This window comes from Modestobacter roseus, from assembly GCF_007994135.1.
GTDB classification, from domain to species: Bacteria; Actinomycetota; Actinomycetes; order Mycobacteriales; family Geodermatophilaceae; genus Modestobacter; species Modestobacter roseus.
The window spans coordinates 4,487,152-4,511,824 of sequence record NZ_VLKF01000001.1; the positions used below are offsets into that span (position 1 = coordinate 4,487,152).

At 75.5% G+C, this 24,673-nt stretch carries 30 protein-coding genes and 1 tRNA gene; 20 read left to right on the forward strand and 11 right to left on the reverse strand.

The window, feature by feature from the left end; all coding sequences use genetic code 11:
• Positions 1-148 precede the first annotated feature (148 nt).
• From JD78_RS21430 to JD78_RS21465, 8 genes are all read left to right on the forward strand, one after another.
• On the forward strand, positions 149-955 hold the full coding sequence (locus JD78_RS21430; protein WP_166521394.1) for a sulfotransferase family protein: 807 nt from the start codon (positions 149-151) through the stop codon (positions 953-955).
• 40 nt (positions 956-995) lie between these two features.
• Positions 996-1,358 carry a hypothetical protein gene (locus tag JD78_RS21435; protein WP_153358061.1) on the forward strand — a complete coding sequence of 121 codons (363 nt, stop codon included), beginning with the start codon at positions 996-998 and terminating at the stop codon, positions 1,356-1,358.
• A 78-nt stretch (positions 1,359-1,436) separates the two neighbouring features.
• Positions 1,437-1,841, forward strand: coding sequence for a DUF2695 domain-containing protein (locus JD78_RS21440; protein ID WP_228394982.1), 405 nt, complete (start codon positions 1,437-1,439; stop codon positions 1,839-1,841).
• A gap of 21 nt (positions 1,842-1,862) precedes the next feature.
• Complete coding sequence (locus JD78_RS21445) at positions 1,863-2,309, forward strand: SRPBCC family protein (protein WP_153358063.1); 447 nt, start codon at positions 1,863-1,865, stop codon at positions 2,307-2,309.
• A gap of 97 nt (positions 2,310-2,406) precedes the next feature.
• Positions 2,407-3,570 (forward strand): FIST signal transduction protein, encoded by a 1,164-nt coding sequence (locus JD78_RS21450; protein WP_153358065.1) that lies wholly within the window; start codon positions 2,407-2,409, stop codon positions 3,568-3,570.
• Positions 3,570-6,347, forward strand: a complete 2,778-nt coding sequence (locus JD78_RS21455; protein ID WP_153358066.1) for a putative bifunctional diguanylate cyclase/phosphodiesterase — start codon at positions 3,570-3,572, stop codon at positions 6,345-6,347. The genes JD78_RS21450 and JD78_RS21455 overlap by 1 nt, the downstream gene beginning before the upstream one ends.
• 70 nt (positions 6,348-6,417) lie before the next feature.
• Complete coding sequence (locus tag JD78_RS21460) at positions 6,418-7,263, forward strand: NAD-dependent protein deacetylase (RefSeq protein WP_153358068.1); 846 nt, start codon at positions 6,418-6,420, stop codon at positions 7,261-7,263.
• Positions 7,260-7,559 carry a biopolymer transporter Tol gene (locus JD78_RS21465; protein ID WP_153358070.1) on the forward strand — a complete coding sequence of 100 codons (300 nt, stop codon included), beginning with the start codon at positions 7,260-7,262 and terminating at the stop codon, positions 7,557-7,559. Before JD78_RS21460 ends, JD78_RS21465 begins: the two co-directional genes overlap by 4 nt.
• 1 nt (position 7,560) lies before the next feature.
• On the opposite strand, the gene JD78_RS21470 is transcribed toward JD78_RS21465, so the two are convergent.
• Positions 7,561-8,298 carry an SDR family NAD(P)-dependent oxidoreductase gene (locus JD78_RS21470; RefSeq protein ID WP_153358072.1) on the reverse strand — a complete coding sequence of 246 codons (738 nt, stop codon included), beginning with the start codon at positions 8,296-8,298 and terminating at the stop codon, positions 7,561-7,563.
• Between the two features lie 399 nt (positions 8,299-8,697).
• Between JD78_RS21470 and JD78_RS21475 the strand changes: the two genes are divergently transcribed.
• The 4 genes from JD78_RS21475 (at position 8,698) to JD78_RS21490 (ending at position 10,850) form a co-directional block, all read left to right on the forward strand.
• A complete protein-coding gene (locus JD78_RS21475) occupies positions 8,698-9,135 on the forward strand; it encodes a YdeI/OmpD-associated family protein (protein ID WP_208104183.1) in 438 nt (145 codons plus the stop codon).
• Between the two features lie 67 nt (positions 9,136-9,202).
• On the forward strand, positions 9,203-10,153 hold the full coding sequence (locus tag JD78_RS21480; RefSeq protein WP_153358074.1) for an MSMEG_6728 family protein: 951 nt from the start codon (positions 9,203-9,205) through the stop codon (positions 10,151-10,153).
• Between the two features lie 11 nt (positions 10,154-10,164).
• Positions 10,165-10,464, forward strand: coding sequence for an ArsR/SmtB family transcription factor (locus JD78_RS21485; protein ID WP_153358076.1), 300 nt, complete (start codon positions 10,165-10,167; stop codon positions 10,462-10,464).
• Positions 10,461-10,850: a VOC family protein gene (locus JD78_RS21490; RefSeq protein ID WP_153358078.1), complete on the forward strand. Its 390-nt coding sequence runs from the start codon at positions 10,461-10,463 to the stop codon at positions 10,848-10,850. Before JD78_RS21485 ends, JD78_RS21490 begins: the two co-directional genes overlap by 4 nt.
• Before the next feature lie 2 nt (positions 10,851-10,852).
• Here the strand turns inward: JD78_RS21490 and JD78_RS21495 are convergent, their stop codons facing one another.
• From JD78_RS21495 to JD78_RS21505, 3 genes are all read right to left on the reverse strand, one after another.
• Positions 10,853-11,407 carry a phosphotransferase gene (locus JD78_RS21495; protein ID WP_166521395.1) on the reverse strand — a complete coding sequence of 185 codons (555 nt, stop codon included), beginning with the start codon at positions 11,405-11,407 and terminating at the stop codon, positions 10,853-10,855.
• Positions 11,408-11,705: 298 nt separating this feature from the next.
• Positions 11,706-12,110 carry a PaaI family thioesterase gene (locus JD78_RS21500; RefSeq protein ID WP_153358081.1) on the reverse strand — a complete coding sequence of 135 codons (405 nt, stop codon included), beginning with the start codon at positions 12,108-12,110 and terminating at the stop codon, positions 11,706-11,708.
• Complete coding sequence (locus tag JD78_RS21505; RefSeq protein ID WP_153358083.1) at positions 12,107-12,466, reverse strand: VOC family protein; 360 nt, start codon at positions 12,464-12,466, stop codon at positions 12,107-12,109. Before JD78_RS21505 ends, JD78_RS21500 begins: the two co-directional genes overlap by 4 nt.
• Positions 12,467-12,572: 106 nt before the next feature.
• Here JD78_RS21505 and JD78_RS21510 point away from each other — a divergent pair, with 106 nt between their 5' ends.
• Together JD78_RS21510 and JD78_RS21515 are read left to right on the forward strand one after the other, a co-directional pair.
• Positions 12,573-13,124, forward strand: coding sequence for a YbaK/EbsC family protein (locus tag JD78_RS21510; protein ID WP_153358085.1), 552 nt, complete (start codon positions 12,573-12,575; stop codon positions 13,122-13,124).
• A 23-nt stretch (positions 13,125-13,147) separates the two neighbouring features.
• Entirely contained in the window at positions 13,148-13,324 is a 177-nt protein-coding gene (locus JD78_RS21515) for a hypothetical protein (protein ID WP_153358087.1), read from the forward strand.
• Positions 13,325-13,327: 3 nt separating this feature from the next.
• Here the strand turns inward: JD78_RS21515 and mscL are convergent, their stop codons facing one another.
• From mscL to JD78_RS21550, 7 genes are all read right to left on the reverse strand, one after another.
• Positions 13,328-13,738 (reverse strand): large conductance mechanosensitive channel protein MscL, encoded by a 411-nt coding sequence (mscL, locus tag JD78_RS21520; protein ID WP_153358089.1) that lies wholly within the window; start codon positions 13,736-13,738, stop codon positions 13,328-13,330.
• Positions 13,739-13,783: 45 nt separating this feature from the next.
• Positions 13,784-14,419 carry a Flp pilus assembly protein CpaB gene (cpaB, locus tag JD78_RS21525; protein WP_153358091.1) on the reverse strand — a complete coding sequence of 212 codons (636 nt, stop codon included), beginning with the start codon at positions 14,417-14,419 and terminating at the stop codon, positions 13,784-13,786.
• Positions 14,420-14,524: 105 nt separating this feature from the next.
• The gene (locus JD78_RS21530; protein ID WP_153358093.1) at positions 14,525-14,854 is read right to left on the reverse strand and encodes an FmdB family zinc ribbon protein; all 330 of its coding nucleotides are present in this window, start codon (positions 14,852-14,854) and stop codon (positions 14,525-14,527) included.
• Positions 14,855-14,985: 131 nt separating this feature from the next.
• Positions 14,986-15,699, reverse strand: coding sequence for an AAA family ATPase (locus JD78_RS21535; protein WP_208104184.1), 714 nt, complete (start codon positions 15,697-15,699; stop codon positions 14,986-14,988).
• Positions 15,700-15,831: 132 nt separating this feature from the next.
• Positions 15,832-17,346, reverse strand: coding sequence for a carboxyl transferase domain-containing protein (locus JD78_RS21540; protein ID WP_153358094.1), 1,515 nt, complete (start codon positions 17,344-17,346; stop codon positions 15,832-15,834).
• Positions 17,343-18,521, reverse strand: coding sequence for a CaiB/BaiF CoA transferase family protein (locus JD78_RS21545; protein ID WP_153358095.1), 1,179 nt, complete (start codon positions 18,519-18,521; stop codon positions 17,343-17,345). The genes JD78_RS21540 and JD78_RS21545 overlap by 4 nt, the downstream gene beginning before the upstream one ends.
• A gap of 23 nt (positions 18,522-18,544) precedes the next feature.
• On the reverse strand, positions 18,545-19,915 hold the full coding sequence (locus tag JD78_RS21550; RefSeq protein WP_153358096.1) for an SLC13 family permease: 1,371 nt from the start codon (positions 19,913-19,915) through the stop codon (positions 18,545-18,547).
• Between the two features lie 188 nt (positions 19,916-20,103).
• Between JD78_RS21550 and JD78_RS21555 the strand changes: the two genes are divergently transcribed.
• From JD78_RS21555 to JD78_RS21855, 6 genes are all read left to right on the forward strand, one after another.
• The gene (locus tag JD78_RS21555) at positions 20,104-21,045 is read left to right on the forward strand and encodes a UTP--glucose-1-phosphate uridylyltransferase (RefSeq protein WP_153358097.1); all 942 of its coding nucleotides are present in this window, start codon (positions 20,104-20,106) and stop codon (positions 21,043-21,045) included.
• Between the two features lie 76 nt (positions 21,046-21,121).
• Complete coding sequence (glp, locus tag JD78_RS21560) at positions 21,122-22,645, forward strand: molybdotransferase-like divisome protein Glp (protein ID WP_228394985.1); 1,524 nt, start codon at positions 21,122-21,124, stop codon at positions 22,643-22,645.
• A gap of 156 nt (positions 22,646-22,801) precedes the next feature.
• Positions 22,802-23,263 carry a GNAT family N-acetyltransferase gene (locus tag JD78_RS21565; protein ID WP_208104185.1) on the forward strand — a complete coding sequence of 154 codons (462 nt, stop codon included), beginning with the start codon at positions 22,802-22,804 and terminating at the stop codon, positions 23,261-23,263.
• A 224-nt stretch (positions 23,264-23,487) separates the two neighbouring features.
• Positions 23,488-24,249, forward strand: coding sequence for a divisome protein SepX/GlpR (gene sepX, locus JD78_RS21570; protein ID WP_243731107.1), 762 nt, complete (start codon positions 23,488-23,490; stop codon positions 24,247-24,249).
• A gap of 17 nt (positions 24,250-24,266) precedes the next feature.
• Positions 24,267-24,343 (forward strand) — tRNA-Ala (locus tag JD78_RS21575).
• 140 nt (positions 24,344-24,483) lie between these two features.
• Positions 24,484-24,673: hypothetical protein (locus JD78_RS21855; protein WP_208104186.1), on the forward strand; the 190-nt coding region annotated here is incomplete at its 3' end.

Genomic DNA, 24,673 nt, shown 5'->3' on the forward strand with positions numbered 1-24,673 from the left:
CGTGCTGCACAGATTGGTTGCAGGCGAGAGAACGGCAGGCCACGGAGATTCCTTGAGGCCTCGTTCCGAATTTCTCGCCGTTGACCTCGCTCACGCGCACCGCGGCCTGCCCGGACCGGCGGGACGAGGCGGCGTAGGTTCCTCGGCCGTGGATCCCGATCCGCTCCCGCGGCTGTTCGTCGTCGGCTGCCCGCGTTCGGGGACGACGCTGCTGCAGTCCTTCCTCGCCGCCCACCCGGACGTGCAGGCCTTCCCGGAGACGCACTTCTTCTACCGGCTGCCCGGCGACCTCGACGGCCCGATCCCGCCCGACCTGGCAGCGGACCTGCCGGAGGTCGCCGGCTTCCTCGGCCGGCCGGGGCTGACGTGGCCGGAACCGGCGACCGGGCGGCTGGTGGCCCAGGCGTTCCTGGCGACGGCGGCGGAGGTGACCCGCGCGAACGGCCGGCGCACCTGGGTGGAGAAGACCCCGGCCAACCTCTACGCCCTCGACCGCGTCCAGCGGCTGGTGCCGGGAGCGCGCTTCCTGCACATCCTGCGGGACGGCGCCGACGTCGCGGCCAGCCTGTGCTCGGTGTCCGCCGGGTGGGGGAGCAGCTACACCCCCGACCAGGCGGTCGACCTGTGGGCCGAGTGCGTGGCGATCACCGCCGAGCACCGCGGTCGACCCGGGCACACGGTGGTGTCCTATGCGCAGCTGGCCCAGCACCCCGAGCGGGTGCTCCGCGCCGCCTGCGCCGACGTCGGCCTGCCCTACGACCCGGTGATGGTGGCCGGGCGGGCCGGGGCGGCATCGGCGCTGATCAAGGGCTTCGAGACGTGGAAGGGCGACAACACCGGCCCCCTGGTGCACCGCCCGCGGGAGAAGTTCGGGCTGGTCTTCGACGCCGAGACCCAGCGCCGGGTGGAGAAGCGGGTCGCGGAGGTCGTCGTCCCCGAGCTCACCGGCGACTGAGCGGGGAGCACCGGACCCGGGGGCTGGTTACCGTGCAGGGATGGGTCCGGTGATCGCGGTCGTCGTGGTGCTGGCCCTGCTCGCGGTGATCGTCGCGTGGGGCTCGATGGCCCGGCGCGGCCCGGTCGGGCCACCGGCGCTCACCGAGCGCGACCGGGCCCTGCGCGCGCAGGCGATCGCCGCGGCCCGCTGGACCACCGCCCACGACGAGGTCGACGGCGTCACCCGGGTGTTGCTCCGCCGGGCGTGCACCGGCCCGGACGGCCGCCCCGAGGTGCTCGAGGAGCGGGTCTTCGAGACCTTCCCGGCGAGGGACCCGCTGTGGGAGGCGCGGTTCACCGAGGCGATGGCCGGGGCCCGGTTCCGCTGCCAGTACCTCAACAACGAGGAGGGCCTGGGCTGAGAGCCCGGCCTGTGGACGGCGACCTCCGCTGTGGACGACGCCGGGCGGGCGGTCCCCGCGCGCTGCTGGACTCCGGGCGTGAGACGACGACCTGACCCCCTGGACGACCCCCTCCGCGCGGCCGAGGCGCACGTGGCCGCGCTGGCCGACGAGCTGACCCGGCCACGGGCGGGGGAGTGCCTGCTCTGCTACACCGCCCGGATGCTCGAGGAGGGCGGGTGCGACGGCACGCTGCGCTGGGTGCGCCGCTGGCGCGACGTGCGGCTGCCGCGGGCCACCGCGCTGGAGCGGCGGCTCGGCGGCCGGGGCGCCTACTGCGACTGCGAGGTCTTCCTCAACGGGTGGACGGTCGGTGACCACCTGGCTCAGCCCGGCCCCGACGGCGAGCCGGAGTGGCCGGACACCCGTCCCGGGTGCGTCGGGGTGAGCGCCCGGTCCAGCCAGCCGTGCGCGAACTGGGTGCCCCATCGGCGCGGGTGGTGACCGGCGGGCAGGATGGCCGGCATGGGTCAGGTCGTCGCCACCACCGAACGGATCGTCCACGCACCCGCCGAGCAGGTGCGCGCCGCGCTCGTCGACTACACCGTCACCCGCCCGCGGATCCTCCCCGAGCAGTACAGCGAGTACCGGGTGGACGCCGGCGGGCAGGGCGCCGGCACCCGGGTGCACTGGCGCCTGCAGGCGACCTCCAAGCGGGTCCGCGTGCAGGACGTCACCGTCAGCGAGGCGCCCGACGGCTCGCTGGTGGAGACCGACGCCAACTCCAGCATGATCACCACCTGGCGCGTCCACCGTGCCGACGAGGGCGTCAGCACCGTGCGGGTGAGCAGCGCCTGGACCGGGGCGGGCGGCATCGGGGGCTTCTTCGAGCGCACCTTCGCACCGAAGGGGCTCGGCCGGATCCACGCCGCGCTGCTCGACCGGCTGGAGCAGGCCGTCACCACCGGCTGAGCCGCCTCTCCCTGCACCCGCCCCACCTGCCGGGCCGTCTCCCCCCGGGGGATGAGGTGCCGTCAGGGAGCGGCCGGGAGCTGTCGACAACAGCCTCGTGAGCACTCTCCAGCACGGCACCGGGCTCAGCTCGGACCCGGACGCCACCGTGGCCGGCCGCAGCGCCGCCGCCGCGGCGGTCGCCGGCCTGCCCGCGGGCGACCCCGCGCTCGTGCTGGTCTACGCCTCGGTCCGCTACGACCTCACCGAGCTGCTCGCCGCCATCCGCGCGGTCACCGGCGACGCACCTCTCGTCGGCTCGACCAGCTGCGGCCACTTCGCCGGCGCCCAGGTGGCCGGCCCCGGGACGGGCGTCGTCGTGCTCGCCCTGGCCGGCGGGGACTACCGGTTCGGCGTCGGCTGGGCCGAGGGCATGAGCAGCCGCCCCACCGAGGTCGGCGCCGAGGTGGTGCGCACCGCCCGCGCCGCCAGCGGTGACCACGACCTGCCCTACGCCGCGCTGCTGCTGCTCACCGACGGCCTGGTCGGCGGCCAGCAGTCGGTCGTCGCCGGCGCCCACCGGGCGGCCGGGGCCAGCGTGCCGATCGTCGGTGGCGCAGCCGGCGACGACTGGCGGCTGACCAGCACCAGCGTCCTCGTCGACGACACCGCCCGCACCGACGGCGCCGTCGGCGTCTGGATCGCCTCACCCCGCCCGCTGCGGGTGGCCACCGCGCACGGCTGGACCCCGATGGGGCCACCGCAACTGGTCACCCGCGCCGAGCAGGCCGTCATCCACGAGATCGGCGGAGAACCCGCCGCCGCCGTCTACGCCGCCGCCGTCGATCGCGACGGGGCGCTGCCCCGCGGACTCAGCGAGGCCGTCGTGGAGAGCTCCTACGCGCTCGGCGTCCTGGAACCCGACGGGTCGCACCTGGTGCGCGCGGTCTACACCGCCGAGTCCGGTGACCTCACCTCGTTCGAGCCGGTGCCCACCTTCGCTGCCGTGCAGGTGATGAGCGCCGAGCGGGACGTGCTGCTCGCCGTCGTCGACGACGTCGCCGCCGGGGCGCTGGCCACGGGTGCGGAGCGGGTGCTGCTGACCTTCGACTGCGCCGCGCGGCAGACGATCCTCGGTGACGGCATCGTCGAGGAGGTCGCCCGGCTGCAGACCGCGGCCGGTGACGCCACCGCGTTCGGCTTCTACACCTACGGCGAGTTCGCCCGTTCGCGCGGCGCCGGCGGGGTGCACAACGCCACGCTGACCGCGCTGGCGCTGTGATGGCCGACCCCCTCGCCGACCCCCTCGCCGAGCCCACCGCCGAGCCCACCGCCGCGCCCCGGCTGCGGTGGCGCGCCGGCGGGAGCCCCGCCCTCGTCGAACCGGGCACCGGGGAGCTGTGGGCGATGCTCGCCCAGGCGCAGTCCGCCGCGCAGGACGCCTACCGGCACTCCGCCGGGCTGGTCCGGATGCTCGACGTGATCGGCCGAGGTGGGAGCCCCGAGGAGCTCGCCGCGCGGGCGGTCGAGGCGCTGTCGGAGACCTTCTCCGCCGATCTGGTGCTCTGGGGGCGGACCGGTCCCGACGGGATGGACGTCGTCGCCGCCTGCGGCTTCGGGGACCAGCACGCCGTCGTGCTGCCCGAGCTGCCCGGCGCCGCGGACCTGTTCACCAGCCGCAGCCCGGGCACCTGGTCGGCCCCGGACGGGGACGTCCCGCCGGTGGTCGCCGGAGTGGCGGTGGAGCAGGCGGTGCACGTGCCCGTGGCGACCGGTGACCCGGCCGGCCCCGCCCTGCTGCTCCTCTACTCCGGGCGTGCGGACCTCGGCTCCGCCGACCTGCTCATGCTGCGCGCGGTCGCCCAGCGCCTCCGTTCCTCCCTGGAGGACGCCGCCCGGCGGCGGACCGTGGAGCGGCTGGCCGCCACCGGCTCCCGGCTGGCGCGTCACCTCACCCGCCAGCCGCTGCTGGAGGAGGCTGCGCGGATCCTCGCCACGATCAGCGGTGCGCGCTGGACCAGCGCGGTCACCGTCGAGGACGGCATCGCCACGATGACCGCCCAGGCCGACTGGGTGGTCGACGACCCCGCCCTGTGGCCGCGCCCGGTGAGCCAGCTGCAGGCGTGGCCCGCGGCGTGCCGGGGCGAACCGCACGTCATCCACGACATGGCCACCGGCCCCGACGTCCTGCCCGAGCACCTGCGTGGTGAGGGCCGGGCCCTGCTGTGCATCCCGGTGCTGGTCGACGGCGAGCCGGTGGCCCTGCTGTACGCGGTCGACCCGCGGCCCGGGGCGTTCACCTCCGCCCCGGTGGACGCCGCCTGCCTGCTGGCCGGGTACGTCGGCGCCGCGCTGGTCAACGCCCGGCTCTACTCGGCGCTGGCCGAGAGCGAGTCCCGGTTGCGCGTGCTCACCGACGCGATCAGCGACCTCGTCGCCGTCGTCGAGCGGGCCGGCACGGTGCGCTGGGCCTCGCCGTCCTACGCCCGCGGGCTGGGCGCCGGGCCCTCGGAGCTGGTCGGCACCGACTGGCTGGACCGGGTGCACCCCGACGACCGCGCCGCCGTCCGGGAGGCGCTGGCCGCCTGCCCGGAGGTGAGCGGCGTCGAGCACCGGCTGCGCCGGGGTGATGACGCCTGGGCCTGGGTGGAGACCCGGCTGGCCGTCGCCCCCGGTGACGCCACCAGCACCGTGCTCTCCTCCCGGTTCGTCGGCGAGCGCCGCCGGCTGGAGGACGAGCTGCGGGCGCAGGCCACCCACGACCCGCTCACCGGGCTGGCCAACCGGGCACTGGTGCGCCAGGAGCTGGCCGATCGGTTGGCCGGTCCGCGGACCGGGCCGGTGGGCGTGCTCTTCTGCGACCTCGACGAGTTCAAGGCCGTCAACGACCGGCTCGGGCACGAGGCCGGCGACGACCTGCTGTGCCAGGTCGCCGACCGGCTGCGCGAGTGCCTGCGCCCCGGGGACCTGCTGGCCCGCCTGGGCGGGGACGAGTTCGTCGTCGTGCTGGACGACGCCGCCGACCGGACCGTGCTGGCCACGGTCGGCGAGCGCATGCTGAGCGCGCTGCGCCGGCCGTTCTCCCTCGACGACGAGCTGGTCCGGATCGGTGCCAGCGTCGGCGGTGCGCTGGGCGACCGGTCCGGCGCGGCGGCGGTCAGCGACCTGCTGCGCGACGCCGACGCGGCGATGTACGAGGCCAAGCGGGCCGGCCGCGGGCGGGTGCAGGTGTTCGACGCCGCCGCGGCCCAGCGGTCGGTCCAGCGGCTCTCGCTCCGCCAGGAGGTGCAGGGGGCGCTGGCCCGCGACGAGCTCAGGGTGGTCTTCCAGCCGATGGTCGCGCTGGCCAACGGGCGGCTGGAGGGCGTCGAGGCGCTGCTGCGCTGGCGGCACCCCGGGTTCGGCGACATCTCGCCGGAGGTCTTCGTGCCGCTGGCCGAGGAGACCGGGGCGATCGGCCCGATCGGCGACTGGGTCGTCGAGGAGACCTGCCGCGAGCTGGCCCGCTGGCGGGACGTGCCGGACGCCGACCAGATGCGCGCGTCGGTGAACCTCTCGGCGGTGCAGCTGGAGGACCCGTCGTTCGTCGACCGGGTGCTGGCCACCGTGCAGCGGTACGGCCTGCCGGCCGGCGCACTGCGGCTGGAGGTCACCGAGAGCCTGGAGAAGACCGCCGGCCAGCTCACCGAGCTGCACCGGCTGCGCGCCGCCGGCGTGGGGCTGGTCCTGGACGACTTCGGCGTCTCCTACTCCAACCTGGCGCACCTGCGGGACCTGCCGGTCGACACCCTCAAGATCGACCGGTCCTTCGTCGCCGGGCTCGGCGCGGGTGACGACGACGCGCGGCTGAGCACCGGGATCGTCCGGGCGGTGCTCGCGCTGTCCGAGGCCGCCGGCCTGGCGGTGATCGCCGAGGGCGTGGAGACCGAGCGGCAGCGTGACGCGCTGCTGCGGCTGGGCTGCCGCACCGCACAGGGCTGGCTGTTCTCCCCGGGGGTCGACGCCGGCAGCATCACCGCGCTGCTGGTCGACGGCGGCGTGCTGGCCACCACCGGCTGAACGACACCGGCTGACCACCACGGGGTGAGCGGCACGGGCGCGCCGGGCCGCCACCGGGGACGATGGTGCGGTGACCGCAGCACCCCCCGCCGTCGACGGCCTCGACGAGCTCACCGGCCTGCTCGCCGGGGGCGGCGCGCTGGTGCTCTCCGGCGCCGGGCTGTCCACCGACTCCGGCATCCCCGACTACCGCGGCGTCACCGGCTCGCTGCGCCGGCACACGCCGATGACCTGGCAGACCTTCACCGGCGACCCGCGGGGCCGGCACCGCTACTGGGCGCGCAGCTTCGTCGGCTGGCGGCAGATCGCCGGCGCGCGGCCCAACGGCGGGCACGTCGCCGTCGCCGGACTGCAGGCTCTCGGTGCGGTCGGTGAGGTGATCACCCAGAACGTCGACGGGCTGCACCAGGCCGGCGGCGCCCGGGACGTCCTCGAACTGCACGGCGGGCTGGACCGCACCGTCTGCCTGGCCTGCGGCGACGTCGCCGGCCGGGCGTCGCTGGACGAGCGGCTGCGCGCGGTCAACCCCGGCTTCCGGCCCGAGGCGACCGACGAGGTGAACCCCGACGGCGACGTCGAGCTGCCCGACGAGGCGCTCGACGGGTTCGTGATGGTCGACTGCCTGGCCTGCGGCGGTGGCCCGCTCAAGCCCGACGTCGTCTTCTTCGGCGAGACCGTGCCGCGCGACCGGGTCGACCGCTGCTTCGCGCTGGTCGAGCAGGCGCGGTCGCTGCTGGTGCTCGGCTCGTCGTTGACCGTGATGAGCGGCTACCGGTTCGTCATCGCCGCGGCCAAGCGCGGCATCCCGATTGCCGTTGTCAACTCCGGGCCCACCCGCGGCGACGCGAAGGCCACCGTCCGGGTCGACGCCCCCCTGGGCGCCGTCCTGCCCGAGCTGGCCCGCCGGCTGGCATGACCCGCGACGTCGAGCGCACCGACGACGGCCGCTGGATCGTCGTCGACGGCCGGCGCTGGCGCACCGCCGACCCAGCGCTGCCCGACGACGTCCGGGCCCGGCTGCTGCACCACCTGGGGGTGGCCCGGTCGGCGGTGCGCACCAGCCGGGGGGACGACGACGCGGTCGCCGCGGCCCGTGCCCGGGTGCAGCTGGCCAAGACCGGCCTGGGGGAGCGGGGCGCGCCGTGGTGGGACCAGGACGAGGCCGAGCGCCGCACCCGCTGGGAGACCGCGCTGGAGCAGCTGGAGCCCTGAGTCACCAGGGCAGCGGGCGGCCGTCCCGGAAGAACCCGCCGCGCGGGCCGTCGTCGGGCAGCGTGGCCGCCCACACCACCCCGCGGGCACTCTCCTCCACCGGCCGTGCCCCCATCGCCTCTGCGCCGGGATAGGTGGCCGTCAGCCCCGGGCAGACGGCGTTGACCAGTACCGGCGTGCCGGCGAGCTCGGTGGCGAGCGTGGCGGTCAGCGCGTTGAGGGCCGCCTTGCTGACGCCGTAGGACGCGGCGCGGCCGTCGCGCGCCCGCAAGCCGAAGGCGTCGTCGCCGTGCGAACCCGCGCCGCTGCTCACGTTGACCACCCGGGGCGCGGGGGAGGCCGACAGCAGCGGCAGCAGGGCCTGGGTGACCCGCCAGGTGCCCAGGAGGTTCGTCTCGAGCACCTCGCGGGCGCGGTCCAGGTCGGCGCCGGACGCGGTCTCCGACCAGTCGACGAAGGCGGCGGCGTTGTTGACCAGGACGTCGAGCCGGCCCGGGTCGCGGCTGATGGTCGCCGCGGCGGCCGCCACGCTGCCGGGATCGGTGACGTCCAGGGCGACGGGGAGCGGGCGGACGCCTCCGCCCAGGTCGGTCGCGGCCTCGTCGGCGGCCGCCCGGTCGCGGGCTGCGAGCAGGACCCGCAGCCCCCGGTCGGCGAGCTGGCGGCAGACCTCACGGCCCAGTCCGCGTGCCGCACCGGTCACCAGGGCCACTGGCGTCTGTTCCTCCGTGGCCGTCATCCCGGACCTCCTCCGGCTCGGCGCCGTGCTCCGTCCCGGCCGCGGCACGGGCACCACACGGGCGGGTCATGGGGATGGTACGACGGACGGGCCGCCTGAGAGGCGGCCGATCCCCTCCGCTCCGGAACACTGGCCGAGCTCCCGCGGGACCGGTCACCCTGGAGGGACTGATGCCGGCGGGAGGTGCGAGGTGGGCCAGGACGACGGCCGTGGACACCGAGCGGACGCGGGGACCGGGAGCGGAGCCCCGTCCGCGGACGAGCCGCCACAGGTGCACGCCACAACCGCGGAGCAGTGGCGAGCGTGGCTGGCCGCGCACCACGCCGACAGCCGGGGCGCGTGTGGCTCGTGTCGTGGAAGCGCCACACCGGGCGTCCAGCCGTCGGCTACGACGCGGCTGTGCGAGAGGCGCTCGCCGTTGGCTGGGTGGACAGCCGGCCGGCCGCTCTGGACGAGGACCGGTCGATGCTGTGGTTCTCGCCGCGCCAGGCGGGCAGCGCCTGGTCGCGGCCGAACAAGCAGCGGATCGCCGAGCTCGAGGAGGCGGGCCTCCTGACGCCGTCCGGTCGGGCCACGGTCGAGCGGGCCCGGGCAGACGGCAGCTGGAGCCGGCTGGACGAGGTGGAGGACCTGGTGGTCCCGGCCGACCTGTCCGCGGCGTTCGACGCGATACCGGAGGCCCGCGAACAGTGGGCGGGGTTCCCACCGTCGGCGCGGCGCGCGATCCTGGAGTGGATCGTGCAGGCCCGGCGACCTGAGACGAGGGCGCGTCGCGTCGCGGAGACCGCCCGTCTGGCTGCCCGGGGTGAGCGGGCCAACCAGTGGCGCAAGCGATGAGGCCGGGAACGCGGCTGATGTGAGTCCGGGGATTGGGCGTTCACGGGGCCGGGCAGGTAGCGCAGCGATGCAGACCTTCCTGCCGGTCGCCGACTTCACCGAGTCCGCCCGGCTCCTGGACAACCCCAGGCTCGGCAAGCAGCGGGTCGAGTGCCTGCAGGTGCTGCGCGCGCTGGAGCTGCCCGACTACGGCTGGGCCAACCACCCGGTCGTCACCATGTGGCGCGGGCACACCGCCGGGCTCGTCGTCTACTCCCTGGCCATGGTGCGGGTCTGGACGGAGCGCGGGTTCGCCGACAGCACCGAGACGCTGATCGCCGAGTTCGCCCCGGACGCCGCGCGGCTGACCCAGCCCGAGGCCGCGGACGCCGGCCTGCTGCCCAGCTGGGTCGGCGACGAGCAGCTGCACCTGTCGCACCGGTCGAACCTGCTGGCCAAGGACCCGGGCTTCTACCGCGCGCGGTTCCCCGCCGACCCCGACGACCTGCCCTACGTCTGGCCCGGCGCGGACGACGTGCCTGCGGCCCCCGCCCCCGAGGGCGTGCCGGTGTGGGTGGTGCGGCCGCGGGCGCACAACGAGCTGGGCGCCGCGCTGGCCAGCGGGGTCGTGGGGCTCGGCACCCAGTCCGGGATCGACGTCGACGCGACCGGTCAGTCCCCGACGGAGCTGCGGGCGCTGTCCAAGGAGCTGTCCGGCAGGCGCCCGGCGAAGGACCTGCGCCAGTTGTCGGCCTTCCTCGACGAGGTGGCCCCGGGTGACCTGGTCGGGCTGCCCGTCGAGCACGGGGCCGGGCTGCTGCTCGGTGAGGTGGTCGGCGACTACCTCTTCGCCGGCCGCGAGCTGCTGCCGCACCGCCGGCCGGCCCGGTTCACCTCGGTGGTGCCGCGGTCGGCGGCCCGCCCCCCGGCGACCCTGCAGGACCCGCGGGCGCTGTTCCAGGTGATGCTGGACCCGGCCGCCGTCCCCGCGGGCCTCCGGCGCGACGACCCGTTGACAGGCAAGTCGATGCTTGCCTAACGTGCTGCGTCGTGGGTGACGTGTCCGGTGACGTCTTCAAGGCGCTCGCCGATCCCACGCGCAGGGCGATCCTCGACGAGCTCACGGACCGGGACGGGCAGACGCTGTTCGAGCTCTGCGCCCGCCTCGCCACCAAGCACGGCCTGGGGTCGAGCAGGCAGGCGGTCTCGCAGCACGTCGGCGTCCTGACGTCGGCCGGTCTGGTGTCGACCAGGCGAGAGGGCCGCTACACGTTCCACCATCTCGACCCGGCACCGCTGCGCGAGCTGACGCGGCGGTGGACGGGTCCCCACCCGGAGGAGGACCGATGAGGATCACCACGATGAGCGTGCTGGTCGACGACCAGGCCAGGGCGCTGCGCTTCTACACCGAGGTGCTGGGCTTCGTGACGAAGCAGGAGATCCCGCTCGGGGAGCACTCCTGGCTCACGGTGGCCTCGCCCGAGGACCCCGACGGCACCCAGATCTCGCTCGAACCGGACGAGCACCCGGCGGCGCGGCCGTTCAAGGAGGCGCTCGTCGCCGACGGCATCCCGTTCACGTCCTTCGGGGTCGACGATGTCGCGGCCGAGTACGAGCGGCTGACCGCCCTGGGTGTCCGGTTCACCCAGCCGCCGACCGACATGGGGCCCGTCACGACGGCCGTCCTCGACGACACGTGCGGCAACCTCCTGCAGATCGCGGCGATGAAGGGCTGACGTCACCGGAGGCCGGCGGCGACCTCCTCGACCGCGGCGGCCAGCCGTCGTCGCGCCTCGGGGAGGTCCGCCGGTTCGCGCGCCGCGTGCACGAACCACCAGGCGCCGGAGAACAGCTGCCGCAGCCAGACGAACGGTGCGAGCTCGGCGTCGCCCACCGGGTCGGGCATCGCGTCCAGCGCCGCCCGGCCGTCGAGGCGGCCGGTGGTGCGCAGGCTGGCCAGGTCCCAGGCCCGCGGGCCGCGGGAGGTGTCCTCCAGGTCGGTCCAGCGCAGCCCGTCGCGCGTGACCAGGAGGTTCCCGGGGTGGGTGTCGCCGTGCAGCGTCATCTCGGGACCGGCCAACCGGGGACGCAGGGCGGTCGCCAGCTCGTCCACCTCGCGGAGCAGTGCGGGGTCCGCCCCCAGTTCGCTGCCGGAGTCGACGAAGACGGCCAGGTCCGCCAGCGGCCGGTCCAGCGGTGAGCCGGTCCACAGCGGCGGCAGGGTCGCCAGCACCGCGTGCAGCTCGGCCAGCGCCCGGCCGGCCTGCTCCGCCGTCGGTCGATCCGGCGACACGTCGACATGTCGCCAGAACGACACGCTGAGCCCGTCGTGCTCGTGCGGGCCCGGCGGCAGCAGTCGAAGGACCCCGGTCTCCTCACCACTCGCAAGCTCGCGGCGAGCCTCGGACCGGGGCCGACAGGTGCCGGGCGCAGCAGCGGGGTGTGCACCGCGACCCGGGCCACCAGCGGGGCCGGGCGGAGGTGCACCACCGCGTTGACGCCCCAGGACAGCAGGGCGGGGCCCTCCACCCGGACGCCGTGCCGCCGGGCGACGGCGACCGCGGCGGCGACCGCCTGGTCCGCCGAGGCGGTCACGCCGCCGGCAGCGGCACGTTCTGCAGCCGCACCTGCCCGCGGGCGACGACCTTGCCGTCGTCGGGGCGGGTGAGCGTGACCAGCCACAGCTGCAGCGTCCGGCCCTGCTGCACCGGCTCGGCGACGACGTCCAGCCGGCCGGCGGTCATCGGCCGGAGGAAGTCGGTGCTGTTGTTCACCCCGACCGCGAACTGCCCGCGCTCGGCGACGGCGGCGCTGGCCCCGACGCTGGCCGCGCCCTCGACGATCGTGCAGTACACGCCGCCGTGCACGACGCCCCAGGGCGTGTGGTGCTCCGGGCCGAGCTCGACGTGCCCGGCGACCCGGGTGCCGGTGACCTCGGTCAGCTGGAACCCGGTGGCCGCGACGAACGCGCTGGCGGCCGTCAGGTCCGGCGTCACGCGGCGTCCCAGACCAGGCAGAACGGGTGGCCGGCCGGGTCGGCGTAGACGCGGAAGTCCCCGCCGCCGCCGGGCAGCCGCCGCGCGCCCAGCTCGAGCACCTGGGGCTCGGCGGCGTCGATGTCGGCCACCCGGACGTCGAGGTGCATCTGCTGCGGGCGGGCCGGGTCCGGCCAGTCCGGTGGCTGGAGGTCCGGTGCCTGCTGGAAGGCGAGCCGGTACCCGGCGCCGGTGACGGTGACCCAGTCGTCGCCGGGGGAGCCGTGCACCTCCATGCCGAGCAGGCCGGCGTAGAAGGTCGCCAGGGCGTGGGCGTCGGGCGCGTCGATGACCATCGAGTGCAGCTGACCGATCATGGCCGCATCCTCCCCCGGGGGTCCGGGCGGCGACATCGGCGGTCCCGCCATCGGTCGCAGCACCCCGGCCGGTCGCCGCAGCCGGCCGTGCCGCACGATCGGGGGCATGGCCGACGTCGCACCGTCCCTGGGCACGCTGAACTGGCTGCCCGCCGCCGAGCACCCCGAGCTGCTGGCCGCCCCCGTGGCCGCCGCCCTTCCGTCGCTGACCGGCCCGGCCTGGGTCGCCGCGATCGACGACGGCGCCGCCGACACCGCCGACTTCACCGACACCTACTCGGTGCCGCTGGCCGCCTCCGCCAACTGCGTCGTGGTCGCCGCCCGTCGGGCGGGCGAGACCACGCTGACCGCCTGCCTGGTGCTGGCCACGACGCGGGCCGACGTGAACGGGCTGGTCCGCCGGCACCTCGGGGCGCGCAAGGCGTCCTTCGCCCCGCAGGACGTCGCGGTCGCCGAGAGCGGCATGGCCTACGGGGGCATCACGCCCGTGGGGCTCCCGGCCGGGTGGCCGGTGCTGGTCGACGCCGCGGTGGCCGCCAGTGACCTGCTGGTGATCGGCTCGGGCACCCGGGGCAGCAAGCTCGCCGTGCCGGGTGCGGTGCTGGCCGGCCTCCCCGGCGCCGAGGTGCTCGAGGGGCTGGGGCAGCCGGTCGGTTGAGCCGCCCGCCCTACGCTCGGGGTGTGACCGGACCCGACGACCAGCCCGTCGCCCAGCCTCCGCGCCCGGCCGTGCAGCCGTCCCGGCCCGAGCGGGCGCCGGACGACAGCGACGTCGGCTGGGGTGAGCGGCTGACCGACCCCGACGACGCCGACCGCCGCTACCTGGAGGACCGCCCGCCGCACTGGGGCAGCGACTGAAGCTCAGTGGCTGTCGGGCAGCCTGGTGGTGTCGGTGCCCTGCTGCGTGCGCAGCAGGTCGCGGATCTCGGTGAGCAGCTCGACCTGGGTCGGCAGGACCGGACCGGTCTCCTCGCCACGCGCCCGCTTCTGGAAGAGCCGCTTCATCGGCAGCACCACCACGAAGTAGATGACCGCGGCGGTCAGCACGAACGTGATCACCTGGTTGACGAAGGCGCCCCAGGTGAAGTCCTGACCGTCGATCTCGACCGTGCCGCCCTGGACGCCGCCGCCACCGATCAGCCCGATCAGCGGTCGCAGGAACGACTCGGTGAACGACGTGACCACCGCGGTGAACGCGGTGCCGATCACCACCGCGACGGCCAGGTCGACGACGTTCCCACGCAGCAGGAAGTCCTTGAAGCCCCTCAGCATCGGTGCACCCCTCGGTCGGGCGGGGCGCCCGCGGCGGCCCCGCGGTCACGGCCGGCCGAGGGTAACGGTGAGCGTGCCGGTGGCCGCGGCAGCGGCGAGTCCGGCGGCCGTGTCGGGGTCGACGGCGAGCACCAGCAGCCCGGCGTCGCTCGTCAGCGGTCCGTCTCGGGCCGGGGGCGGGGTGGTGAGGACGAGCGCGTCGGCGGCGACGACCTCGACCGAGGGCTCGGCGCCGTCGTCGGCGGCGGCGGACAGCACGTCGACCCGGTCGCCGGGGCGGAGCAGGGTGGCGACCGCGAGGTCGGCGAGCCGCACCGGGGCGGCGACCTGGCCGTCGGGGGTCGCCGACCACAGGCCGGGCCCGATCAGCCGGACATCGGTGACGGGTTCCCCGGCGCGCACCGGGGACGCCAGCACCTGCCCGGTCAGCTCGTCCGGTTCAGCGGTGGCCCCGGCGGGCGCCGCGGTCTCGGGCAGCCGGGCGACGGCGAGCTCGCCGTCGGTCAGCACCGCGCCGGCCGGCAGGTCGACCGCGGCCACCACGACCGGCACGGTGACCGGGCCGGCCGGGGGCGACGGTGCCGGGCGGAGGGCCAGCACCAGCGCCAGCCCGGCGAGCGAGGCGGCGGCCACCTGACGGAGCAGGTGGACGGGGGAGCGCGGGTGGCGGAGGCGGATCACCTGCCCAGCGTCGCGCCGACTGGGCCGGGCGTCGCCGGTCGGCGCGAGACTGTGGACCGGGCGGTCCGCTGTGGACGACGGGCGGCGGGAACCGGCCCGGTCAGCTCAGCTGGCGGCCTTGCTGCCCGAACCGGAGGTGGTGGTGCTCGGCGTCGTGGAGCCGCTGGAGCTGCTGGAGGAGCTGGAGTCGCCGCTCTTCGCCGTCGAGGTGCTCGTGGAGCTGCTGCTCCCGCCGTCCTTGCCGCTGCTGCCGCTGCGGCTGTCGGTCCGGTAGAAGCCCGAGCCCTTGAACACGACGCCGACCGAGCCGTAGACCTTGCGCACCGGCGCCCCGCACTCGGGGCAGGTGCTGACCGCGGGGTCACTGAAGGACTGCACGCGCTCGAACTCGTGCTTGACCTCGGGGTTGGTGCAGACGTACTGGTAGGTGGGCACGGTGCTGTGAGCTCCTCGTCTCGTGGCCGGGCTGGCACTCGGCCCCGGCGACTGCCAATGATGCGCTGCGCGAGGCCGCTCCGTCCACGCCGGACACCCGGAGCGGGAGAGTGCGCCGCGTCACACGGGGGTCAGCGCAGGTGGCGGAGGTAGGCCTCGGGGCCGGCGAGGAACTGCCGCCAGCTCTCGGTGAGCTCCAGGTCCGACCACACCGCCGGCCGCAGCCCCCACTCGCCCACCTCCAGCAGCGTGGCGCCCGGCAGCGCGGCCACGACGGGGGAGTGGGTGGCGATGACCACCTGGGCGCCCCGGTCCACCAGTGCGAGCAGGTGGGAGACCAGCGCCAGGCTGCCGCCGAAGGACAGCCCGGCGTCCGGCTCGTCGAGCAGGTAGACGCCCTTCCCGGTCGCCCGGCTGGTGAGCACCTCGAGGAACGCCTCGCCGTGGGACAGCTCGTGGAAGGTGCGGTCCCCGCCGACCGACTCCAGGTAGCTGTACAGGCCGTGCAGCGTCTCGTCGCGCAGGAAGTAGCCCCAGCGGGAGGCGCCGGGGCTGCGCTCGACCACCAGGCCGAGGGACTCCGGCTCGCTGGCCCGGGTGCGGTGCCGGACGTTGGCCGAGCCGCCCTCCGGGTTGAGCCCCAGCGTCACGGCCAGCAGCTCCATCACCGTCGACTTGCCCGACCCGTTCTCCCCGACCAGCACCAGCGCCCCGGCGGGCAGTTCGAGCCCCTCGTCGACCAGCTGGGCCACCGCCGGCACCGTCAGCGGCCAGCGGGACCGCTGCTCGGCGGGAGGCAGCGCGGTGCGGTCGGGCTTGATCCGGCGGATCGGTCGCTGGTCCACGCGGTGATCGTGCTCCTGCGGTACGACGAACGGGCGCCGTCCCCCTGCACCAATGGGTGTCCTCCCGCACCAACGTTGGTGCGGGAGGACACCCTTTGATCAGGTCACCTGATCAAAGCCCGGCGACCGGCGTCAGCGGCCGAGGTGGCGGTACCGGCGGGTGCGGCTGCGCATCCGCTCCACGTCGTCGCGGCCCAGCAGCCCGGCGAGCTCCTCGGCGAGCACCCGACCCAGCCGGCGGCAGAACTCCTCCGGCTCGTCGGCGGCGTCCGGGCGCTCGGGCACCACCCGGTCGACGATCCCGGCGCGCCACAGGTCGGTGGCGCGCACGCCCTGCGACGCGGCCAGCTCGTCGGCCCGGTCGACGGTGCGGTGCACGATCGCCGAGGCGCCCTCGGGCGGCAGCGGCCCGAGCCAGCCGTTCGCCGTCGCCAGCACCCGGTCGGCCGGCACGAGGGCCAGCGCGCCACCGCCGGTGCCCTGGCCGAGCAGCACGGTGAGCGTGGGCGCGGAGAGCACCACCAGGTCCTGCAGGCAGCGGGCGATCTCCCCGGCCAGCCCGCCCTCCTCGGCCGCCGCGGACAGCGCCGCCCCGGGGGTGTCGATCAGGGTGAGCAGCGGCAGGCGCAGCTCGGCGGCCAGCCGCATGCCCCGCCGGGCCTCCCGCAGCGCCGCCGGCCCCAGCGGCGCGGTCAGCGACTGACCCCGCCGGTCCTGCCCGAGCACCACGCAGGGGGCGCCGCCGAAGCGGGCCAGCGCCAGCAGCAGCCCCGGGTCCTTCTCCCCGGCCCCGGTGCCCGACAGTGCGACGACGTCGGTGGCCGCGGTGCGCAGCAGCTGCCGCACGCCGGGCCGGTCGGTGCGCCGGGAGGCGGTGACCACCTGCCACGCCGTCCGGCCGTCCTCGGGGTCGTCGGCGTCGGTGCCGTCGCCGTCGACCGTGCCCTCGACGGCCGCACCGCGGTGCCAGGTCTCCCGGGCGGCCAGCACGCGCAGCGCCCGGTCGGCCACCTCGGCGACCTCCGCGTGCGGCACGACGCCGTCGATGACGCCGTGCTCGGCGAGGTTCTCCGAGGTCTGCACGCCCTCGGGGAACGGCTCGTCGTAGAGCGCGGAGAACACCCGCGGCCCGAGGAAGCCGATGGCCGCACCGGGCTCGGCGATCGTGACGTGACCCAGGGAGCCCCAGGAGGCGAGCACCCCGCCGAAGGTGGGGTCGCGCAGGTAGACCAGGTACGGCAGCCCGGCCTCCTTGTGCCGGGCGATCGCCTGGGTGATGCCGATCATCTGCAGGAAGGCGACCGTCCCCTCCTGCATCCGGGTGCCCCCGGACACCGGGGCGGCCAGCAGCGGCAGGCCCTCGGCGGTGGCCCGCTCCACGGCGGTCATCAGCCGCTCGGCGGTGGCCACGCCGATCGAGCCGGCCAGGAAGCCGAACTCGCCGGCGACGACGGCCACCCGCCGGCCGCGCAGCAGCCCCTCCCCGGTCACCACCGCCTCGTCCTGACCGGTGCGCTCGGTGGCCCGGGCCAGCTCACGGGCGTAGTCGTCGTCCACCTGCCGCGGCGGCACCGGGGTGTCCCAGCTGCGCCACGACCCGGCGTCCAGCACCAGGTCGCGCAGCGCGCGGGCGTCCAGCCGGGTCACGGCAGGCCCAGCTCCGCCCGGATCGCGTCGCCGTCGGCGCCGAGCACCGGGGGAGCCGCGTGGTCGCGCCGGGTCGTCTCGGTCTCGCCGTCCGGCCCGGGGGCGAAGAACCGCAGCGGCGGGCCGGGCAGCGTGAGCTCCCCGGCGGTCGCGTGCTCGACGGTGACCTTCAGCCCCTGGGACGCCACCTGGTCCCAGGCGTAGACCTCGTCCAGGGTGCGCACCTTCCCCGCCGGCACGCCCGCGGCGTCCAGCCGGGCCAGCAGCTCGGGCGCGGGGATCTCGGCGAACGCGCCCTCCAGCAGCTCGATCACCTGCGCGCGGTGCTCGACCCGCTCACCGTTCGTGGCCATGCGCGGCGCTGCGGGGTCCAGCCCGAACTCGTTGCACAGCCGGCGCCACAGGCCCTCGCTGCCGCAGGACAGCTGCACGCTGCCCCCGGCGCAGCGGAAGAGGCCGTACGGGGCGATCGAGGGGTGGTGGTTGCCCTGGGCGCGGGGCACCCGGCCGGCCACCGTGTGCGCCGTGCCCTGGAAGGCGTGCACCCCGACGACCGAGGCGAGCAGCGAGGTGCGCACCACCTGGCCGCGGCCGGTGCGCTCCCGCTCGTACAGCGCGGCGAGCACGCCGTAGGCGCCGTACATGCCGGCCAGCAGGTCACCGATCGGCACGCCCACCTTCTGCGGGTCGTCCGGGCCCGCGCCGGTCAGCGACATCAGCCCGGCCTCGCCCTGGGCGATCTGGTCGTAGCCGGCCCGCTGCCCCTCCGGGCCGTCGTGCCCGAAGCCGCTGATCGACAGCTGCACCAGCCGCGGGTTCAGCTCGGCGAGCACGTCGGTGCCGAAGCCGAGGCGGGCCAGCGTGCCGGGCCGGAAGTTCTCCAGCAGCACGTCGGCGCGGCGCAGCAGCTCGGTGAGCACCGCCTTGTCCGCGTCGTCCTTGAGGTCGAGGGCGATCGACTCCTTGTTCCGGTTCGCGGAGAAGAAGTAGGTGGACTCCCGCCCTTGGGCCGTCTCCACGAACGGCGGCCCCCAGCCGCGGCTGTCGTCCCCGCTGCCGGGGTTCTCCACCTTGATCACCCGGGCGCCCAGGTCGCCGAGCATCATCCCGGCGTGCGGCCCGGCCAGCGCCCGGGTCAGGTCGACGACGAGGACGCCGTCCAGTGCTCCGCTCACGGTCGTTCCTCTCTCAGGGTGGTTCACAGCCAGCCCGGCACGACGAAGACCAGCCACGCCAGCAGCGGCCCGGCGACGACGACGATCCCCGAGTAGCCCAGCATCTGCTTGTAGAACCGGTCGCGGTCGACGTCCTGCGCGTTGGCCAGCACGAGCGCGCCGTTGGTGGAGAACGGGCTGACGTCGACGATGGTCGAGGCCACCGACAGGGCGACCACCACGCCGACGGCGCCGATCTGCCCGCTCATCAGGAACGGCACGGCCAGGGCGATCGCCACCCCGATGATCGCGGTGGAGGACGCGAACGCCGAGACCACGCCGCCGATGTAGGCCAGCAGCAGCGCGACCAGCAGCGGGCTGCCCAGACCGGTCACGGCCTCCCCGACGTAGTCGATGGTGCCGGCCTCCTGCAGCACGAAGACGAAGGTCAGCACGCCGCCGATGAGCAGCACCGTCGACCAGCTGATCTGGGAGACCGCGCCCTTGTGCCGGGCGGCGGAGAACAGCGCCAGCACGGTGGCGATGGTGATGGACACGAAGCCGATGTCCAGGTCGAAGGCCAGCGCGAGGACGGCGAGGGTGACCAGCCCGATCAGGGTGAGCACCTGCTCGGGCGTGACCCGGGTGGTCGTGGCGGTGGCGGTGTCCACCGTGCTCGTGGCCACCCCGCCCGGGCTCGCGGTGTCCGGGCCGACGCCCGGCCCGGTCGCGGCACCGTGGCCGCTGACCTCGACGTCGTCCGGGTGGTCGTCGGCTGCGACACCCCGGCCCGCGTCGGTGACCCGCCGGCCGATCAGGCCGCGGCCGCCCAGCACGAAGAACAGCACCAGCGCGATCGCGATGTTGAAGAACAGGCTGCCCAGGAAGACGGTGAGCGGGCTGCTCGGCAGGTCGTTCTGCTCGACGACGCCGTTGACGGTCACCCCGTAGACGCTGATCGGGGAGAAGCCGCCACCCTGGGCGCCGTGCACGACCATCATGCCCATCAGCAGCGGGTTGATCCCGTAGCGGGAGGCGAAGCCCAGCGCGATCGGGGCGATGATCGCGACCGCGGCGGGGGAGAGCGCGCCGATCGCGGTGAGCACCGCGGTGACGGCGAACATCACCCACGGGATCAGTGCGATGTACCCGCCGACCAGGCGCACGGCACCGCGGACCAGCAGGTCGACGGTGCCGTTGTTCTGCGCGATGGCGAACAGGTAGGTGACGCCGATCAGGGTCAGCACCAGCTCGGCGGGGAAGCCGGCGACGATGTCGTCGGTGCTCATCCCCACCGCCAGGGTGCCGACCAGGAAGGCGGCCACGAAGGCCAGCGCGCCCATGTTGATGGGCAGCACGGTGGCGATCGCGAAGATCACCACCAGCGCGATGATCGAGATGATCTCGGGTGACACGTGACCTCCAGGACGTCGTCTCGCCGGTCGGACGCCCGGAGACGGAGGTCACCTTCTCTCACGTCGTTGGGTCCTGCACCTCCGGGGGGAAGGACGGCGGTGCCCGGTGCGGGTGTGCGCGGCGTCGCCTGCTGCTTCACCACCTCGGGGGAGTCGACCACCCGCGCGGGCTGGCTAGGGTGGCCCGCATGCCGAGCCAGCCTGCCGAGCGCCCGACCACGACGAAGGCCGTCATCCCGGTCGCCGGGATGGGGACCCGGTTCCTGCCCGCGACCAAGTCGGTGCCCAAGGAACTGCTCCCGGTCGTCGACCGCCCGGCGGTCCAGTACATCGTCGAGGAGGCGGCCCGCGCCGGCCTGGGCCAGGTGCTCATGGTCACCGGCCGCAACAAGGGCGCCATCGAGGACCACTTCGACCGCACCCCGGAGCTGGAGACGGCGCTGGAGGCCAAGGGCGACCAGGGCCGGCTCGACGCCGTCGCCGAGTCCACCGACGTCGCCCAGGTGTTCTTCGTCCGGCAGGGCGAGGCCCTGGGCCTGGGGCACGCCGTCCTGCAGGCCGACGGTTTCGTCGGGGACGAGCCGTTCGCCGTGCTCCTGGGTGACGACATCATCGACGCCCGCGACCACCTGCTGGAGCAGATGATCGCCGTCCAGGCCGAGCACGGCGGTGCGGTGATCGCGCTGCTCGACGTCGGCGCGGACAACATCTCCAAGTACGGCGCGGTCGCCGTCGAGGACGCGCACGTCTCCGGCGACGCCGCCGGCGACCCGGTCTTCCGGGTGACCGGCATGGTGGAGAAGCCCCCGGCCGACGAGGCGCCCAGCTCGCTGGCGATCATCGGCCGCTACGTCCTCCCGCCGGAGGTCTTCCCGGCCATCCGCGACACCCCGCCCGGCCGCGGCGGGGAGATCCAGCTGACCGACGCGCTGCTCAAGCTGGTCGACGACGGCGTGCCGGTGCACGGCGTGGTCTTCTCCGGCCGCCGCTACGACACCGGTGACAAGCTCGACTACCTGAAGGCCGTGGTCCGGCTCGCCTCCGAGCGCGAGGACCTCGGCCCCGCGTTCGGCCCCTGGCTGCGTGAGTTCGTCGCCGACCTGCCCGCCGAGGGCGCGTCGCCCGCCTGACCGGACCCTCCAGGGGGCACCATCGGGGGCCAGGTCCGTCGAACGGCGGCCCGGCCGGGCACCCCGGCCGGCGGAGATGACCGACGACGGTCGGACGACGGTGGTGGGGATGAGCGAGGACGACACCCGGGGCTGGCTGGCCACCGGGACCCGGGAAGCGAGCGGGACCGACCCGGCGGTGGTGGGCGTGCCCACCCCGCGGGACACCCAGTTGATCGACCCCGGCAGCGGTCCGCGACCGCTGGGCCGGGACACCGTGCAGGTCGACCGGTCGGCGTTCGCCTCCGACCGGGTGCCCTCCCCGGCGGTCGCCACCGGCGATCGCACCCCCGACCCGCAGGCCGACACCGGCTCGGTGGACGTCTCCGGGGTGCGGCTGCGCACCGTGGAGCACCACCTGGACGTCGTCCTCGGTGCCGTGCCGCAGCCCGACCCGATCGAGCTGGCCGTGCTCGACGCCCAGGGGCTGCTCTGCGCCGAGCTGGTGACCAGCGAACTGGCGCTGCCGGCGTTCGACCAGGCCGGCCTCGACGGGTACGCCGTGCGGTCGGTGGACGTCACCGCCGCCACCGTGGAGGAGCCGGTCGACCTCGCCGTCGTCGGGGACACCGAGGCCGGGTCGACCGGCGCGCCGGGGATCTCCGCCGGGCTCGCGGTGCGGGTCGCGGTGGGGGCCATGCTCCCCGCCGGGGCCGACGTCGTCGTCCCCGCCGCCTGGACCGACCAGGGCGTCGCCCGGGTGCGGGTCTTCGCCGCCCTGGCGCCGGGCAGCTACGTGCGCCGGGTCGGCGACGACGTCGCCCCCGGCGACGTCGCGGTCCAGGTCGGCACCCCGATCGGCCCCGCGCAGATCAGCCTGCTCGCCGCCGTCGGGCGGGAGCGGGTCGCGGTGCGGCCGCGCCCCCGGATCTCCGTGCTCTCCGCCGGTGACGAGCTGGTCGACGTGGGCACCCCGCCGGCGCCGGGCCGGGTCGTCGACGTCAACAGCTACGCCCTGGCCGCCGCGGCCCGCGACGCCGGCGCCGAGGCCTACCGGGCCGGCATCCTGCCGCCGGACCGGCGCCGGATGGTGGAGCTGATCGAGGGGCAGACCCTGCGCAGCGACGTCGTGCTGATCGCCGGCACCTTCGCCAACGCCGGCCCCGACCTGCTGCAGGAGGCGCTGGACGAGCTCGGTGGGCTCACCTTCACCCAGGTCGCGATGCACCCGGGCCCGGTGCACGCCTTCGGCAAGCTCGGCCCCAACCAGGTCCCGGTGATCTGCGTGCCGGGGGAGCCGGTGGCCGCGCTGGTCGCCTTCGAGGTGTTCGTGCGCCCGGCGATCCGGCTGATGCTGGGCAAGCGGCAGCTGTTCCGCCGCACCGTGCAGGCCGTGTCGGCGCAGCAGCTGCTCTCCCCGCTGGGCTACCGCCAGTACCTGCACGGCCAGGTGATGCGCCACCCCGACGGCGGGTACGTGGTCGAGCCGATCGGCGACGGCGACCAGGCGATGCTCGCCCGGATGGCCAAGGCCAACTGCCTGATCGTCGTCGACGAGGACGTCACCGAGGTCGCGGCCGGCGGGCTGGTCACCGTCATGCCCATGCTGCTGGGCGGCTGAGCTGGACGCGTCCCCGCACCCGGGGTGGCCGGCCCGGCTGGCGTGGGGTGCCGTCGAGCTGCACCCCCTGCAGCGCTCCGACGCGGCCGCCTGGTCCCGGTTGCGGCTGGACAACGAGCAGTGGCTGACCCCGTGGGAGCCCACCTCCGAGCTGCCGTGGTCGCAGCGGCACACCCCGGCGGCGTACCGCGCGATGCGGCGGATCTCCGACCGGCGGGCGCGGACGGGTGGCTCGCTGCCGTTCGCCATCCGCTGGCAGGGCCGGCTGGTCGGGCAGGTGACCGTCGACAACATCGTGCGCGGCGCCCTGCGGTCGGGGCACCTGGGCTACTGGGTCGACCGCTCGGTGGCCGGGCAGGGGTCACCTCGCTGGCGGTGGCGCTGGTCTGCGACCACGCGTTCGGCCCGGTGGGGCTCCACCGGCTGCAGGCGGACATCCGGCCGGAGAACCGGCCCAGCCGCCGGCTGGTGGAGCGGCTGGGCTTCCGCCAGGAGGGGCTGCTGCGCGGCTACCTGGACATCGACGGCGCCTGGCGGGACCACCTGGCCTACGCGCTGCTGGCCGAGGACTCACCCGGTGGGGTGTTCCACCGGTGGCGGGCCCGGGTCCCGGACTGAGTCGACCGACGGTGATCAACTGGGTACGGGCCGTTACCGCTCCGAGACCGGGGGAGGACGCCGACACGCCGGTGTGGACCGGCATCGCGCCGACACACCGGTGAACGTCCCCTTCATCGGCAGACCGCAGCCTTACCTTGACTCCGCGAGTGACTGATGTGACTCGTGTGGCCCCAGGGATCGGGGTCGGATCGTGGTGCCAGGGATGGATCGGGGTGTTCGTGATGGGATCAGGCGTACTGCTGGCCGCTCTCGTCGTGTTGTGGTTCGTGGTCCTGGTGCCGATGGTGGTCACCCGGGGCGACGGCTCCAGCAGGACGGCGGCTCCCGACTCGGGGCGCACTCTCCAGCGGCGGCGGACGGTGGACCCGGTGGTCCACGCCGAGACCGAGCGGGTGTCGATCGACCGCGCCCAGCTGCGCAGCAGCGGTGAGCTGCAGGTCGACGTGCACGCGGTGCGCCGGCGCACGCTGGCCGGCCTGGTCGCGCTCGCCCTGCTGGCCCTCGTCGGCGCGGTGGCCTGGCGCAGCTGGATGTGGGCCCCGCAGGTGCTGCTCGACGTCGCCGTCGTCGGCTACCTGATGGTGACCCGCGCCGCCGCCCAGCGGGAGCGCCGTGCGGCGGCCCGCCGGGCCGCCCGCGCCGCCGCCCACCGTCCGGTGCGCCGGCCCGCGCCGCGCGCCGCCGCCACCGAGCGCCCGTCCGCCCCGGCTGGGACGACGCCCGCCCGGTCGTGCCGGTCCAGGCGCCGGCGGCGCAGCACCCGAGCGTGCCGCTGGCGCCGGTGCACCCGCTGCGCCCCGGCCGCGTCGTCGCCGCCCGGACCCCCGCGCCCGCCGGCTGGCAGCACAGCGCCGTCGTGGGCCTCGACGACGACGACATCGGCTTCGCCGACGTCGACGTCTACCAGCCGCGCCGCGTCGCCAACGGCTGAGCGACCCGCCGGCGCCGCCCCCGTGGCAGCGCCGGCGGGAGCGGGCAGGTAACCTCGTTCCCGCACCACGGGGCTGTGGCGCAGACCGGTAGCGCACCTCGTTCGCATCGAGGGGGTCAGGGGTTCAAATCCCCTCAGCTCCACCACCCAGGCCGGGTCCCGTCAGGGGCCCGGCCTGTTGCGTTCCCGGGACGGGCCCGCGCGCAGTGCTCCGTCAGGACCCCGACACGCTGTGTGGCGGAGGGCGGCGGGTCGTGGGGCGCGCGCTCCGGGTCGTCGCCTCTGGTTGCCTCTGCCGGGTGGGCCGGGGAACCAGCGCAGCCGCACCACGTCGTCGCCCGCGCGCACCTGGCAGCTGCCGCGCGCACTGCTGGTGCTCGCCCTCCTGGTGACGGCCACGCTGGTGGGCAGCACCCGGGCGGGCCGTCGCCGCGCCGTCGCTGCCGGCGGGCTTCGTCGTCCGGACCTGCCCAGCG